The organism is Rahnella victoriana (assembly GCF_004330295.1).
Lineage (GTDB): Bacteria > Pseudomonadota > Gammaproteobacteria > Enterobacterales > Enterobacteriaceae > Rahnella > Rahnella victoriana.
Genome location: NZ_SJOJ01000005.1, coordinates 136,493 through 152,751, shown reverse-complemented (window position 1 = coordinate 152,751; position 16,259 = coordinate 136,493). Strand labels below are relative to the sequence as shown.

Sequence of the window (16,259 nt, the reverse complement as noted above, 5' to 3'; positions counted from 1 at the left end):
ATAAATCTCATTGCTAATTTTGAGGTCATTCACTAGCAGGGCATTTTCAGTTAAAAAAAAGCCCGCATGCAGAGCGGGCAAGCACACACAGACACAAGGTAAAATGCAGTGGTTATCTGTAGCGGGGTACAGATAAATCAATCATAGCTGCCTCTATCCCGTCCGCGAGATGACTTGCCCTGCCTGTTGAAAAATAGGAATAATCCGCAATTTTTATGTCTCAGACGACGACATGACGCGGACATTTTTCACAGGATCTCTGAAGCTTACACCGTCCCTGTCCCGCCATCTGAACACCAGATCTGACCGGAAGAATAACTGCTTTCCGAAGAGGCCAGCGTCACATACAGCGGTGCGATTTCGGCAGGCTGTCCCGGACGTTTTAGCGGAGCCTGTTCCCCAAAGGATTCAATTTTTTCCTGCGGCTGACCGCCGGAAATCTGCAACGGCGTCCAGTACGGTCCCGGCGCAACGCCGTTGACCCGGATCCCGTCGCCCGCCAGCTGTTTTGCCAGCCCTTTGGTGAACGCCATGATCGACGCTTTGGTCGACGAATAATCCAGCAGATTATCGCTTGGTGAAAACGCCTGCACGGAAGTGGTATTAATGATCGAACCGCCGCGCGGAATGAATTCCAGCGCCGCTTTGGTGATCCAGAACATCGCATACACATTGGTTTTATAGGTGGCATCAAAGGCTTCGGTGGTCAGGTCTTTAATCGAATCGCAGAACTGCTGACGACCGGCGTTATTGACCAGCAGATCCAGCCCGCCGAGTTTTTCTTCGGCCTCTTTCACCAGTTGCTGACAGAATTTCTCATCGCGGATATCACCGGGGATCGCCACGACTTTCAGCCCTTCCGCCCACAGCAAATCGACCACTTGTTTCGCGTCCGGCTCTTCGTCCGGCAGATAATTGATGGCAACCTGTGCGCCTTCGCGGGCGAAGGCAATCGCCACCGCGCGGCCAATCCCGGAGTCACCGCCGGTGATCAGCGCCTTACGACCTTTCAGACGTTCACTGCCTTTATAGGTCAGCTCGCCGTGATCCGGCAGCGGATTCATTTTGCTGGCCAGCCCCGGAAATGGCTGTTTCTGATGCTCAAACGGCGGCGTCGGATAGGCATCCACATGCGGCTCATTCAGTGATTTGGGGATTGTTTTACTGTTCATAAACATTCCTTATTTTTTGATGAATGGATTTTAAAAATAGAACATCACTGGCGGCCTGTGGGCATCATCAGACACTTCTGAAGATCCTGCGTTACCGGGAACACTTATTTGGCCGGTAACGCATAGGCCACGACCGCATCGCCGGACGTGGTGCCCAGCCCGCCGTGACCGCCTGCGGCGATCACCACAAACTGCCTGCCGTCATCGCCGGTATAGGTCATCGGCGTGGCCTGCCCGCCCGCCGGAAGCCGCGCGCGCCACAGTTCATTACCGTTGTTTTCATCAAATGCGCGCAAATAATTATCCGCCGTGGCGCCGGTAAAAATCAGCCCGCTTTGCGTGATCACATCCGCGCCCATCATGAAAATCCCGGTCGGCAGTGGCACATTGGTGTGCGTACCGAAAATGTTCATGTCGCGTGTGGTCCCGGCCGGTCTTTCCCAGGCAATTTTTCGGGTATTGAGATCAATCGCCACGATTTTCCCCCACGGCGGCGCGCTGCACGGCGCATCCAGTAAACTGAGCCAGGGTTTGACGATCGCCGCCCACGGTGTGCCGTATTGTGGCCCGACCGAGAAATCTTTCGGTTTCGGGTACGGTTGCCTGCTCGTCCAGCCCGCCCATTTCTGCATCAGCCCTTCCCGGATGGCATCGGCTGATTTCTTCACTTCCATGGTGAACGGGATATAGCTGGTGTTGGCGATCAGCACATGGCGGATCGGATCCACCGACGCGCCATACCAGTCAATGACGCCATCAAAGGCCGGATAGGCAATGGATTTGCCCTCTGCGGGCGGCGTGAACTGCCCCTGATAGCGGGCACTTTTGAACTGAATACGACAATAAAGCTGATCGATAGGGGTTGCGCCCCACGCATCAGATTCTTTCAGATCGGCAGGGGAAAGATTGGGCATACCGACCGAATCCGGCTGCGTCGGTGAAAGGCGTTCACCCGGCAAGGACGGCGAGGTCGGCACCGGTTTTTCATTCACCTGCGCCAGCGGTTTGCCGGTACGGCGATCGAGCAGGAACAGTTGCCCCATTTTGGTGGTTTGAACCAGCGCAGGCACCGTGCTGCCATCCGGCGATGGCAGATCGACCAACGTCGGGCCGACCGGCACATCGAAGTCCCACACGTCATGATGCACGGTCTGGAAATGCCAGCGTTCCTCGCCGGTATGGATATCCAGCGCCACAAGCGAACTGGAATATTTATCATCAAACGGGCGGCGTTTGGCGCCGTAGTAATCCGGCGTCGCATTGCCGAGCGTAATGTAAATCAGCCCGAGGGCCGGGTCGCCGGTGTAAGTTCCCCAGCCGTTTGGCGTACCGCGCGTGTAGACTTCCCCTGCTTTCAGCGGCGCATTCGGCGGATTTCTGCCCATATCCCACGCCCACGCCAGCTGACCGGAATTTACGTCGTAAGCACGCACCACGCCCGACGGCTCACCGGTGGACTGATTGTCGTAAATCCAGCCACCGAGCACGATGCGGCCATCCATCACCATCGGCTGCGAGGTAATAAAGTGGAAGCCCGGCGGCACGTCGCCCATATGGTCGGTCAGGCTGACAAAGCCGTTCTGCCCAAAGGAAGAACAGGGTTTACCGGTCTGCGCGTTGAGTGCCACCATCCGCGCTTCGCTGGTGGTGGCGATGATTTTTTCCGGACACACTTTGTCGTCTGCGCTCTGGCTGTATGCCACGCCGCGACAGGCCAGATATTCATTGGCTGAGGTGTCAGATTTAGGATCGAACTTCCAGCGTTGTTTGCCGCTGGTGGCGTCAAGGGCGATCACCTCGCGGTGCGGCGTACAGATAAACAGGGAATTACCGACCTTGATGGGGGTCACTTCGAAATTGAATTCACGTCCGCCCTTGTCCTCGCCTTTTCTCATCACATCGCCGGAATGGTATTCCCATGCCGGTTTGAGCTGACTGACATTCGCCGGGGTGATCTGAGTCAGCGGAGAATAGCGTTGCCCCGCTTCTGTCCGGCCATAAAAGCGCCAGTCATTACTTGCCGGCGTGGCAGCTGGCGTATCGCCCGACTGCGCGGGGATCGCCTGATGGTGAACAAAACGTGACGCGGTCACTTGCCAGCCGGTATAAAAAATCCCGGCAATCGCCACGATGTACACCAGCCCGGCCAGCGTACCGGCACGGGGATTATCCCCGTCTGCCATTACCTGGCGGGTGACCCAGGGCAGGCTGCACCAGACGCCCAGCAGCGCCATCACAAACAGACGCGGCATCAGCTGCCAGCCGTCCAGGCCGACTTCCCACAGCGACCAGCCGCAGCACACCAGAAACGTCAGCAGATAGAGCCAGATGCCCCGGGCTTTGCGCCGCGCAATGAAAATCCCGCTGAGTAAATACCCGGCACCAAACAGGATATACCAGGGTGATCCGCCCAGTGCCGCCAGCCAGATCCCCAGCAGCAGATAAGCCAGCCCGATCAACCCGATAACCAGCCCGGTCATGAACGACCAGGTAAAGATCCGTTTACTGTTCATGATGGTTTCTTTTGTGAGAGAGGGTGATTAAAGGATATGTAACGTCAGGCGACATTCCGGCCTGAGCGCAGATTTCATCCCGGCAAACAGGATTAATCGTTAATTTTCAGGCACATTTCGTCAGTGTTTATTTGTCTCAAAAGTTTACAAAGCAGACGAATAATGTGGAAAGCAACAAAACCGTTGCCTTATTCATTTGCATTTCGACACAAAAAAATCCCCCAGCCTGAGCGCCATTTCTCGCTATTATCCTGTCCTACAGAAAAAGCACAGGCTTCGGCTTTACTGCTCATACAACGGACTGGCGGCATATCACCGAGGCAGGCATTAAGTTGATGGTTTTAACGGGATAATCTATGCGTCATTCTAAAATTGTAATGTTGTCAGCTCTGGTCGTTTCTTCCCTGTTACCGCTGGCGAACACGGCTTTTGCCGCGTCGAATTCACATGAAATCAAATCGTTCTACGATGATTCCAAACTCTATGCCATTGGCGATCAGGTGCCTGCGCTGTACCGCACCAAGCCGTATGAAATCGTCGGCTGGCAGGAACGTCACCTGCCTGCGCCGGACGCGGGCAGCCACTGGACCTACATCGGCGGCAGCTACGCGCTGATCACCGATACCGACGGCAAGATCCTCAAAGCCGAGAACGGCGATATTTACTTCCAGTAACGGGTTATCGTGATGGAAAAGAAAGGCCTGAAGCGATTCAGGCCTTTTTTACGGGTGTTTCCCCGCCATTCTCACTTTCGAAAGTAATAAAGAGCGGAAGTATCAGGCAAACAGACATATCATGATGCGTGAACAGGGATGGTTCACGCAGTGTTCTGCTTCATCACACCCGACGAACAACGCGAACTGTCAGACATCACCCATGAGCTATTGGCTCTCTTTCTCCGGGGCTCCCATGAGCGACTCGCAGCAACCTCTTTCCGTGCGTAAGCACCCCATGAAGCTCAGTACCTCTGTCATTCTGATGATCAGCGCGGTGATTGCGTCTGTCCTGCTGGTGGTTCATCTGCTGTATTTCGTGCAGGTGAGCGATACCACGCGCGACGGCGTAAAAGATAAGGCGCTGGCGGTGGCGCGTACGCTGGCGGATTTACCTGAGATAAAAAATGCCCTGGCGCTGCCGCCGGACAGCGGCATTATCCAGCCCATCGCCAGCGCGGTGCAAAAGCGCAACGACCTGCTGTTTGTGGTGGTCACCAATATGGACGGCATCCGCTACTCGCACCCCAATGCCGATGTGATCAGTCATCATTTTATCGGCGACGACATCAATCCCGCGCTGCTCGGCAATGAAAATGTCTCCATAAACAAAGGCACGCTCGATGAGGCGCTGCGCGTGTTTACCCCCGTGTATGACGATCATCACAGGCAAATCGGCGTGGTCGCCATCGGGATTTCGCTGGTCAAAGTCACCGAGCAAATCAACAAAAGCCGCTGGAGCATTCTGTGGACCGTGTTATTCGGCATGATGGTCGGCGCGCTGGGCACCTATTGTCTGGTGAAAATGCTCAAACGCATTCTGTTCGGGCTGGAGCCGTACGAAATCTCCACCCTGTTTGAACAGCGTCAGGCGATGTTGCAGTCGATCAAAGAAGGCGTGATCGCGGTGGACGATCTTGCTCATGTCACATTGATCAATCAGACTGCACGGCAGATCTTTCAGGAAACCGCGCAGGACGTCACGCCGCACGAGGAATCACTGCCGCTGATCGCCAACCTGCGCGATGTGCTTAATACCGGCGTGCCGCGTCGTGATGAAGAAATTAACTTTAAGGGACGCCTGCTGCTGAGTAACACCGTGCCGGTACGCAATAACGGCGTGATCATTGGCGCGATCTGTACTTTCCGGGATAAAACCGAGGTCAGCCAGTTAATGCAGCGTCTGAGTGGCATGGTAAACTACGCGGATTCGTTACGTGAACGTTCGCATGAATTCATGAACAAACTGCATGTGATCCTCGGATTGCTGCACATGAAAAGCTACGCGCAGCTTGAGGATTACATTCTCAAAACCGCCAATAACTATCAGGCGGAAATCGGTTCGCTGCTGCTGAAAATCAAGTCTCCGGTGATTGCCGGTTTCCTGCTGAGTAAGATCAACCGCGCATCGGATACCCGGCATTTGCTGACGCTCAGCGATGACAGTCTGCTGCCGGATAATAACAATGAAGATCAGGTGGCGGCGCTGATCACCGTGCTGGGCAACCTGATAGAAAACGCGCTGGATGCGCTGGGCGATCAGCCTGATGGTGAGGTCAGCGTGTTGCTGCATTACCAGAACGGCTCGCTGGCCTGTATTGTCAGCGACGACGGTCCGGGCATTCAGCCGGAAAATATTGACGCAATATTCGAAAAGGGTGTGTCGTCGAAAGGCGATCAACGCGGCATGGGGTTATTCCTGGCGAAACAGCAAGTGGAAAGCCTCGGCGGAATGATTAATGTAGAATCCGAGCCTGACGTTTATACCCAATTTTTTGTACAACTTCCCTGGGATGCGGAGAGGACACGTTCTTGATCAATGTGCTGATAGTGGATGATGATGCCATGGTGGCAGAGCTTAACCGTTGTTATGTGGGCCAGATTGATGGCTTCACCTGCTGCGGCACCGCGTCGACATTGCAACAGGCGAAAGATCTGGTTTTGAATTCAGAACTGTCTATCGATCTGATTTTGCTCGATGTGTACATGCAGCAGGATAACGGGCTGGATTTGCTGCCTGAACTGCGTAACGCCCGTCGCCCCATCGACGTGATTGTGATTTCTTCTGCAGCGGATGCCGAGACCATCAAAAAATCGCTCAATTACGGCGTGGTGGATTATCTGATCAAACCGTTCCAGTTCTCCCGTTTTGAGGAAGCACTGACCGGCTGGCAGCAGAAGAAAACGCTGATGGATAATCAGCAGTATTACGAACAGTCCGACGTTGACCGGCTGATCCACGGCAGCAATCCGGCGGCAGCGGACACCAAAAAGCTGCCAAAAGGCTTAACGCCGCAGACATTACGCACGCTGTGTCAGTGGATTGATGCCCATCCGACCATTGAGTTCTCCACGGATGAACTGGCAAGCTCGGTGAACATCTCACGGGTGTCCTGCCGTAAATACCTGATCTGGCTGGCGCAGATGAACATTTTGTTCACCAGTATTCATTACGGCGTCACCGGCAGACCGGTCTACCGTTACCGTCTGCAGGCCGATCACGCGTCGTTACTCAAACAATACTGTCAGTAAGTGGTGATCTGATAACTGTCATCCAGCGGCGTGAAGGTAAACTGCCGCTGTGATGACACGATGATCTGCCCGTCGCGGGTGACGAAAATCGCTTCGATATGCGGAATTTGCGGCAGATACGCCAGACTCTTCTCCACGCCCATCCCGTACAACAACGTCGTCCAGATATCCCCGTCTATCGAGTCCTGCGAAATAATGGTCACGCTGAGCAGTTCATTATCCAGCGGATAACCGGTTTTCGGATCGAGAATGTGGTGATAACAGTGGCCGTCCAGCTCGAAATACCGCTCGTAAACCCCTGACGTCACCACCGATTTGCCGGTCACACCGATCACGCCAATCAGCGTATCGGCAACAGCAAACGGCTTTTTCAGGCCGATGCCCCACGCGCCTTCCGCACCGGCACCGAGCGTCTGCACGTTACCCCCGAGATTGATTAAGGCGTTCTCCACCTGCGCTTCCCGCAGGGCATCGCGCACCACATCGGCGATATAACCTTTGGCAATCGCACCCAGATCAATTTCCATACCGGCTTTTTGCAGAAACACCGAGCGCGCGGATTCATCGAGGATCACATCCTGCGGATGGGTCAGCGTCAGCAGCGTCTGTAAATCTTCTGCGGCGGGGATGCTGTGACCGCTGAAGCCGATTTTCCAGCGTTTGACCAGCGGGCCGATGGTGAAATTGAAACTGCTGTCAGGAAGACAACTGATGGCTTTGGCGCGGCGGATTAACTCAAACACCGGCGCGCTGACGGTGACAGGGTCACGTCCGGCGGCATGGTTAATCGCCATGATGTCGGAGTGCGGGCGGTTCACCGTGAAGGTGATTTCCTGCAATTTGATCAGCCTGAAAATGCGCGACGCCAGACTCTCGTCATGTTCAAACAGCTTGAGAAGAATGGGCGAACCCATCAACACAGCGGAATAAGCATAGATACGATCGTCTGGCGTCATGGAAAATCCTTGCTGATGAACGGTTACCGCATCGCGAATTTCGCGGCATTTTGTCCGGCAAGGATACCGAAGATAATGATATCTGCAACGGCATTACCGCCGATACGGTTACCGCCGTGAATGCCGCCGACCACTTCACCGGCCGCATACGCCCCGCCGAGCACCTGTTGCTGCGCATCCAGCACGCAGGTATCGGTATTGATGGTTACGCCGCCCATGGTGTGATGCACGCCCGGCGCGATGCGGATGGCGTAGAACGGCCCCTGATTGATCGGGTGGCGCAGCGCGGTGCGGCGACCAAACTCCACGTCATCCTGCTTATCAACAGCCACGTTGTAGCTTTCCAGCGTCGCCAGGAAGGCGTCAGAATCCATCTCCAGTTTCGCCGCCAGTTCGCGCGGTGAACTGCCGCTGATGACAAAGCCTTTCGCGATGTATTCGTCAGCCGCTTTGTTGTTCAGGCGCACCTGCTCGTCAAACACCACGTAGGCGAATTTCTCCGGCAGCGCGATGATGTTCGCGGACACTTTGTCGCGGGTTTCCATCTCATTGAAGAAGCGTTTGCCCGCCTGGCTGACCAGAATCGCACCGCCGCCACGAATGGCCTCGGAAATCAGGTAAGAGGTGGTTTGCTCAACGGTCGGGTGGATCTGGATCTCGCCCATGTCCACCGTACCTGCGCCGATGTTTTGCAGGATGGCGATACCGCTGCCGGTCGCACCTTTGTGGTTGGTGGTCACGAAACCGTCCAGCTCAGGGCGATATTTCACCACCATGTCGCGGTTGGCGCTGAAACCGCCGGTCGCCACGATCACGCTTTTGGCGTTCACGGTCAGCACTTCATTGTCGTCATTGAGCAACTCCACGCCCTGCACCGCGCCATCGGCGTAACGGATTTCAGTGACGGAAGTGTCGAGCATCACATCGATGTTGCGCTTGTTGAGGTTTTTCACCAGACCGCTGATCAGGAAGCCGCCTACTGCGCTGCGGTCCGCCGGACGGTGCGTACGGTCAATGCTCATGCCGCCGGTGATGGTGATATCGCTCAGCTCAATCTGGTGATCGGCCAGCCATTCCACCGCCAGCGGTGCGCGCTCGATAAACTCTTTCAGCAGCACGGTGTTGTTTTTGAACTGGCCGCCCTTCAGGGTTTCCTGATAGAACAGCGCTTTACTGTCTTCAATGCCTTTCAGCTGCTGATAACGGGTTTCAGCGGCGTTCATGCCGACTGACGCTTTAATGGTGTTACCGCCAATGGTCGACATTTTCTCCACGATCAGCACTTTCGCGCCTTCGTCACACGCCTGAATCGCCGCGGCCAGACCGGCACCGCCGCTGCCGACGACCACAACGTCATAGCTTTGTGGCGCATTCAGGTTGCCGCCCTCTTCCAGCAACTGCGCTTTACAGGATTTGGCGATGGCTTTCGATACGGCTTTTTTCACCGCTTCACTTTGCTCAGTCGCGCCGGTGACCGCATCGACGTGCGGGCTGTTGGCGTCGAGAATACGGCTGCGGATGATGTCAAAATGGGTGGTGAATTCCACATCCAGATCCGCGCCCGCTTCCAGCACGATATCGGCAATGCGGTCGGTGTCCAGACTGACATTCAGCGCCAGCTCGTGGTTCGCGTCCTGCACTTTTTCACGGAACACACCGGCTTTGAATTTCTTCGACGTCATGCTCATGTCGCGGATCATCGCGTCAACCAGCGAGAAGCGCCACAGCGGCTCAGGAATGGTCAGCGCCTCGCGTTGGGTGCTGTCGATGAACAGCTCAAGTTTCTGACCGGCGGCGATACGGTCAGTCCAGTCCGGATAAGCAATGCAGGCTTTACCGATGGCGATCATGTCGTAACCGTGTTCCAGCGCCTTCTCCGCGTCGGAAGTATTGACGATCCCGCCCACACCCATCACCGGGATTTTGGCCAGCGTGTCAGAACGCATCGCGACATATTTGTCGATCAGCGGTGTCGGATCGGTGGTATCGACAATGGAAGGACGCAGCGAATAACCGAGGGAGAAATGCAGATAATCGAGGCCGCGTGCCGCCAGTTGTTCCAGCAGGTACAGGGTGTCGGCAAAGCGGATACCCGGCTCTTCCAGTTCTTCCGGTGAGAAACGGTAACCAATAATAAACGCGTCGTCGGCGTATTTCTTCGCCATCTCATGGGTGATATCCAGAACGGCCAGCGGGAAGCGGGCGCGGTTCTCACGGCTGCCGCCCCATTTGTCGTCACGCTGGTTAGAGTTCGGCGAGAAGAACTGCTGAATAAGATAGGTATTGGCACCGTGGATTTCGACACCGTCAAAACCGGCTTCAATCGCACGACGCACGCCTTCACCGAATTTGGTGATCATGGCGTCCACTTCTTCTGCGGTCAGCGCCACCGGCGTGGCAGCACCCTCACGCGGCGCCGCCAGCGCACTTGGCGCGACCGGCTGCTGGCCGCCGATCAGTTTCGGTTCGCTCATGCGGCCGCCGTGATAAATCTGCAACACCGCTTTCGAGCCCTGAGATTTCACGGCGGCGGCGATTTTCGCCAGTCCGTCGATTTTGCTGTCATTGTCGATGCCGATCGCACCGGGGAAGGCCAGACCTTTATCATCGATAAAGCAACACTCCACGATCACCGTGCCGATGCTGCCGGCACGGGCGCGATAATAATCGACCAGTTCACTGGTCACCGTGCCGTCATAAAAACCGGTGCAGGTGGTCATCGGCGCCATCAGGATACGGTTTTTCAGCACGGTGCCATTTGGCAAAGTGAACGGACTCAGTAACACATTTTTGTTGCTCATAATCGTGACTCCAAACTTAATTATTAATTTCTGAATTCGTTATCGGCGCGCTATTTCGGTTAAGCGTTGTGGAGTGTCGAATCATTATTCGTTGTTTTTATTTTGATGCCGATGTCATACTTTTAATATAGTTTTATTTTTACTTTCAAAACCTCTTACATTAGTTAATTAACTATTTATCTATTAACTTAACACCTGTTATATTAAAAATATGTTAACGGTTAAATTAAATAATTACACGGATGCAAACTCCGCGCTTATTTGTATTTAACTGATGGGATTATTATTACATCCTGCGCACCCTTTTTTCCCTGCAGATCACGGAGTTCGCCGTCTGGCAAGTTGCACAGGGTCGTCAGTGACCGGCCTGTTCCGCTGTGAATCACTCTCATTTCGCCTACTCCATTTTTGCCGTCATGTTTCTGCTGGGCGCCTCCGCGCATCCGTTGGCGTTTATTTTCCCCGCACCTGACTTCGTCGTCATTTTATTTCATTTAAAAAGAGTTTCATCGCTGTATTTTGTTGATCAAGATCAACAGTAAAAAACAAGGAAATCGCATTATATAAATGTTTCCTCCCTCTTACGGGGAATACGAAGTACTCATGGCAAATAACAATAATGAGGCAATTAACATGCCACTATTGAATAACTAAAAAAAAGATTAAGTAACTAAAAAAACCAGACAACATCTTACCTATGCATCATCACATTATTCCTAACTACCTAAGATAAATATTATGAGCGAAACAACAAAAACTGCGGTGAAAGAGCCAGCGAAAAATGCCGGATCCGGCAAAAAAAATCGCTGGATCTTTATGGTACTTCCCGTGCTGGTGTCCGTGCTGTTGCTGCTGGTTCCGGTCCCTGCCGGTCTGGAACCTCATGCATGGCATTTCTTTGCCATCTTTGTCGGTGTCATTATCGGTCTGATCTTCGAGCCATTGCCGGGTGCGGTGATCGGCTTAACCGGCGTGGTGGTCATCGCCCTGTTCAGTCAATGGCTGCTGTTCAGCCCGGCTGAGCTGGCGGATCCGAAATTCAAAACCGCGGCGCAGTCCTTTAAATGGGCGGTCAGCGGTTTTGGTAACTCAACGGTCTGGTTAATCTTCGGCGCATTCATGTTTGCCGCGGGCTACGATAAAACCCAGTTTGGTCGCCGTCTGGCGCTGATCCTGGTGAAATATCTGGGTCGCCGCAGCCTGACGCTCGGTTATGCCATCACCTTTGCGGACCTGTTACTGGCACCGTTCACCCCGTCCAACACCGCACGCAGCGGCGGCACGATCTACCCGATCATCGCCAACCTGCCGCCGTTGTACGGCTCCAAACCGAATGACCCGAGTGCGCGTAAAATCGGTTCTTACCTGATGTGGGTGGCGATCACCGCAGCCTGTATCACCAGTTCCATGTTCCTGTCTGCACTGGCCCCTAACCTGCTGGCGCTGGGCATTGTGAACAGCGTCACCGGTATCAACATTTCCTGGGGCACCTGGTTCATCGCCTTCCTGCCGGTCGGTCTGCTGCTTCTGCTGACCATGCCGCTGCTGGCCTACTGGTTCTACCCGCCGGAAGTGAAAATCAATGACGAAGTGCCGCGCTGGGCGACCGCTGAGCTGGCAAAACTGGGCAGAATGTCCCGTCATGAAATCCTGCTGCTGGTCTTCGTATGCTGTGCGCTGGCAATGTGGATTTTCGCGGCAAGCTTTATTGAACCGGCAATGGCCGCACTGCTGGTCGTGGTGCTGATGCTGTGGACCGGCGTGCTGAACTGGAATGACATCACCAGCAACAAACCGGCCTGGAACACCTTCGCCTGGTTCGCCACGCTTGTGGCACTGGCTGACGGCTTATCCCGCACCGGCTTCATCGCCTGGCTGGGTAAAGAAGGCGCGGCGCTGATGGGCGGTATCTCTCCGGGTGCGGCGACCATCGCCCTGCTGCTGGCGTTTTACCTGCTGCACTACCTGTTCGCCAGCACCACGGCGCACACCACCGCGCTGTTGCCCGCGATGCTGACGATTGGTGCTGCCATTCCGGGCATCAACATGCAGGTGTTCTGTCTGCTGATGGTGACGTCTCTGGGCGTCATGGGGATCATCACCCCGTACGGTACCGGCCCAAGCCCGATTTATTACGGCAGCGGTTACCTGCCGACCAAAGATTACTGGCGTCTCGGTACCATCTTCGGCGCTATCTTCCTGATTGCCTTACTGGTGATCGGGTATCCGTGGATGGTCATGATGTTCTGAGTGTGGCGATAAAATCACCCACAAAGCATTAACAGAGCATTTACTGAAAGAAAACATATAAACCCCGTTGCCAGCCTGTGTATTTGGCTGGCAACATACAGATCGAATATAAACGTCGCCCCGAACACCTCTGCTCTACCGAGTCAACAGTCCCACCCGTGGCGGCAAAAACGGAAAAAGTGAGAAAACAATGTCGAACAAACCGTTCTATTATCAAAATCCCTTCCCCGTTTCCAAAGATGACACCGAATACTATCTGCTGACCAAAGACCATGTTTCTGTCAGCCATTTCGACGGCGAAGAGGTGTTAAAGGTTGAACCTCAGGCGCTGACCCTGCTGGCACAACAGGCGTTCCACGATGCCTCCTTCATGCTGCGCCCGGCGCATCAGCAACAGGTGGCGTCAATTCTTCATGATCCGGAATCCAGCGAAAACGACAAATACGTCGCGCTGCAATTCCTGCGTAACTCTGAAATCGCCGCCAAAGGGATCCTGCCGACCTGTCAGGACACCGGCACCGCGATCATCATGGGTAAAAAAGGCCAGCGCGTCTGGACCGGCGGCGGCGACGAAGCCAGCCTGTCTCAGGGCGTCTACAACACCTTCATCGAAGATAACCTGCGCTATTCCCAGAACGCCGCGCTGGATATGTACAAAGAAGTGAACACCGGCACCAACCTGCCTGCGCAAATCGATCTCTACAGCGTCGATGGCGACGAGTACAAATTCCTGTGCATCGCTAAAGGCGGCGGCTCCGCCAACAAAACCTATCTGTATCAGGAAACCAAAGCCCTGATCACGCCGGCTAAGCTGAAAGATTATCTGGTTGAGAAAATGCGCACGCTGGGTACAGCAGCCTGTCCGCCGTACCATATCGCGTTCGTGATTGGCGGTACGTCGGCGGAAGCGACGCTGAAAACCGTGAAACTGGCCTCCACCCATTACTACGACGGCCTGCCAACCGAAGGTAACGAACACGGTCAGGCATTCCGTGATGTGAATCTGGAACAGGAACTGCTGGTGGAAGCCAACAACCTCGGTCTGGGCGCGCAGTTCGGCGGCAAATACTTTGCTCACGACATCCGCGTGGTGCGTCTGCCGCGTCACGGCGCGTCCTGTCCGGTCGGGATGGGCGTTTCCTGCTCCGCAGACCGTAACATCAAAGCCAAAATCAACCGCGACGGCATCTGGATCGAAAAACTGGAAGAGAATCCGGGCAAGTACATCCCTGAAGCATTGCGTCAGCAGGGCGAAGCCGGTGTGGTGAAGGTTGACCTGAACCGTCCGATGAAAGAAATCCTGGCTCAGCTTTCTGAATATCCGGTGTCTACCCGCCTGTCGCTGAGCGGTACGATCATCGTCGGTCGTGACATTGCGCACGCCAAACTGAAAGAGCGTCTGGATAACGGCGAAGGCTTGCCGCAGTACATCAAAGATCATCCGATTTACTACGCAGGCCCGGCGAAAACCCCTGAAGGTTACGCATCCGGTTCCCTCGGCCCGACCACCGCTGGCCGCATGGATTCCTACGTGGATCTGCTGCAATCCCACGGCGGCAGCATGATCATGCTGGCAAAAGGCAACCGCAGCCAGCAAGTGACCGACGCGTGTCACAAACACGGCGGTTTCTATCTCGGCAGCATCGGCGGCCCGGCAGCGGTGCTGGCGCAGCAAAGCATCAAGAGTCTGGAATGTGTGGAATACCCTGAACTGGGGATGGAAGCCATCTGGAAAATTGAAGTGGAAGACTTCCCGGCCTTCATCCTGGTGGATGACAAAGGCAACGATTTCTTCCAGCAAATCCATGCCAGTACCTGCGCGAAATGCGTGAAGTAAGAAAGCCTGATTAACACAAAGGCCCGCCAGCAATGGCGGGCTTTTTTTTGGAATCAATATCACCCTTCCCACACTGCACCTTTCTGTCTGTTTGACGCCCGGTCAGATGCGCGTAGACTATCTCAATATCGTTAATTTTTGAGATAGTTTCCCTATGGCTATAAAATTTCCTCCCGTGCTGGTTCCGCTGGAGAGCCTTCATGGCGAACACTATGTTCAATATCAATTCTGCGCCAGACTGGTCGATGAACAGGGTCGCTATTTGCCATGGCATAAGTATCAGTATCGCGTTGCCAAAGGACTGGATCCGGTCACGGCCTGGAGTTTTACCCGGCGGACGCGTCATTCCGCCATGCAGTTTATCGGCTATGCCAACACTAAAAATCAGCAGGCGGGCTTCAACCAGACGGCGCTGATGACGGAAGTCTGCGAACAGGCAGACAAGTTGGCGACCACACTGGCGCTGAGCCAGCAGCAGAAACGGCTTTCCGATATCGGCGCAGCACTGGTGCATTTGCAGTACGAAGAACCCATCACCAGTTCGCAACTCGAAGGGGCCAATACCACCACATTGGTGGCGTGGAAAATGCTTGAATCAGGTCGCAAACCCTGCACGGAAAGTGAGCACATGATTGCCGGGAATGCCCGCCTGATGAAGGAGATCGCCGCACATCTTGACGAGCCGCTGAGTATCAGCCTTATCCGTCAATTTCATGTGACGGGAATGGGAGGTATTGATGATGCCAGATATGTTCCCGGCGATTTCCGCACCACCGACGATGTGGTTATCGCAGACTATGACGGCAATGTCGTCCATCAGCCGCCACCCGCCGCGGAGATTACCCCACGTTTGCAGGCTATTTGCGACTGGGCCAACGGGAAAAATGGCGGTTATATCCATCCGCTGATCCGTGCCTGCATTTTGCATTTTATGGTGGCGCATGAGCATCCTTTCAGGGATGGCAACGGACGCACCAGCCGCGCATTATTTTACTGGTCGCTGAGAAAGTCCGGATACGACGCTTTTCAGTATATTTCCATCAGCAGCCTGCTTTATGCCGCCCCGGTAAAATACGCGCAGAGTTATCAGTACACCGAATCCGACGGCATGGATCTGACCTTTTTTATCGAATTTCAGATGCAGATCGTGAAACGCGCATTAAATCATTATCTGGAACATATCGAGACGATGTTAAAACGCAGGGCCGTGGCAGAGAAAATATTGTTCGAATCGGGTGCATTCCACCGGCTGACACGCCGTCAGTTTGCCTTGTTCAATATTATGCAAGCCTGGCCTGATACTGAATTCTCGGCCGCACAGATCAGCGACATTCTGGGCGTGTCAGATAACACTGCAAGAACGGATCTGCGGGCACTGGTGCGGGAAACGCTTGCCGGGGAATATCAAACCAACGGCCAGAAGACCGCGTACAGTCTGGCGAATAGCTTCAGGTCGTTTCGCTGAAATACCCCATAACCGTACCG

10 protein-coding genes are annotated in these 16,259 nt (G+C 54.5%); 6 read left to right on the top strand and 4 right to left on the bottom strand.

Translation table 11 applies throughout. The features are described 5' to 3' along the window. Positions 1 to 266: 266 nt before the first annotated feature. Entirely contained in the window at positions 267 to 1,172 is a 906-nt protein-coding gene (locus EYY67_RS06120; RefSeq protein WP_095925711.1) for an SDR family oxidoreductase, read from the bottom strand. 104 nt (positions 1,173 to 1,276) lie between these two features. Continuing rightward, positions 1,277 to 3,685 (bottom strand): membrane-bound PQQ-dependent dehydrogenase, glucose/quinate/shikimate family, encoded by a 2,409-nt coding sequence (locus tag EYY67_RS06115; protein ID WP_131693072.1) that lies wholly within the window; start codon positions 3,683 to 3,685, stop codon positions 1,277 to 1,279. A 356-nt stretch (positions 3,686 to 4,041) separates the two neighbouring features. Here EYY67_RS06115 and EYY67_RS06110 point away from each other — a divergent pair, with 356 nt between their 5' ends. The 3 genes from EYY67_RS06110 (at position 4,042) to dcuR (ending at position 6,930) form a co-directional block, all read left to right on the top strand. Further along, the gene (locus EYY67_RS06110) at positions 4,042 to 4,359 is read left to right on the top strand and encodes an RcnB family protein (RefSeq protein WP_095925710.1); all 318 of its coding nucleotides are present in this window, start codon (positions 4,042 to 4,044) and stop codon (positions 4,357 to 4,359) included. A 235-nt stretch (positions 4,360 to 4,594) separates the two neighbouring features. After that, the gene (locus tag EYY67_RS06105) at positions 4,595 to 6,214 is read left to right on the top strand and encodes a sensor histidine kinase (RefSeq protein WP_131693071.1); all 1,620 of its coding nucleotides are present in this window, start codon (positions 4,595 to 4,597) and stop codon (positions 6,212 to 6,214) included. After that, the gene (dcuR, locus tag EYY67_RS06100) at positions 6,211 to 6,930 is read left to right on the top strand and encodes a two-component system response regulator DcuR (RefSeq protein ID WP_095925708.1); all 720 of its coding nucleotides are present in this window, start codon (positions 6,211 to 6,213) and stop codon (positions 6,928 to 6,930) included. The genes EYY67_RS06105 and dcuR overlap by 4 nt, the downstream gene beginning before the upstream one ends. On the opposite strand, the gene EYY67_RS06095 is transcribed toward dcuR, so the two are convergent. Then, positions 6,924 to 7,886 carry an FAD:protein FMN transferase gene (locus EYY67_RS06095; RefSeq protein ID WP_131693070.1) on the bottom strand — a complete coding sequence of 321 codons (963 nt, stop codon included), beginning with the start codon at positions 7,884 to 7,886 and terminating at the stop codon, positions 6,924 to 6,926. The genes dcuR and EYY67_RS06095 overlap by 7 nt on opposite strands. Positions 7,887 to 7,909: 23 nt before the next feature. Continuing rightward, positions 7,910 to 10,687: a flavocytochrome c gene (locus EYY67_RS06090; RefSeq protein ID WP_131693069.1), complete on the bottom strand. Its 2,778-nt coding sequence runs from the start codon at positions 10,685 to 10,687 to the stop codon at positions 7,910 to 7,912. Positions 10,688 to 11,425: 738 nt separating this feature from the next. Between EYY67_RS06090 and EYY67_RS06085 the strand changes: the two genes are divergently transcribed. The 3 genes from EYY67_RS06085 to EYY67_RS06075 all read left to right on the top strand — a co-directional run bounded on the left by EYY67_RS06085 (position 11,426) and on the right by EYY67_RS06075 (position 16,239). Further along, positions 11,426 to 12,937: an anion permease gene (locus tag EYY67_RS06085; RefSeq protein WP_095925705.1), complete on the top strand. Its 1,512-nt coding sequence runs from the start codon at positions 11,426 to 11,428 to the stop codon at positions 12,935 to 12,937. A 190-nt stretch (positions 12,938 to 13,127) separates the two neighbouring features. Further along, positions 13,128 to 14,774 (top strand): class I fumarate hydratase FumA, encoded by a 1,647-nt coding sequence (gene fumA / locus EYY67_RS06080; RefSeq protein WP_131693068.1) that lies wholly within the window; start codon positions 13,128 to 13,130, stop codon positions 14,772 to 14,774. Positions 14,775 to 14,928: 154 nt separating this feature from the next. Further along, the gene (locus tag EYY67_RS06075) at positions 14,929 to 16,239 is read left to right on the top strand and encodes a Fic family protein (RefSeq protein WP_131693067.1); all 1,311 of its coding nucleotides are present in this window, start codon (positions 14,929 to 14,931) and stop codon (positions 16,237 to 16,239) included. Positions 16,240 to 16,259 lie beyond the last annotated feature (20 nt).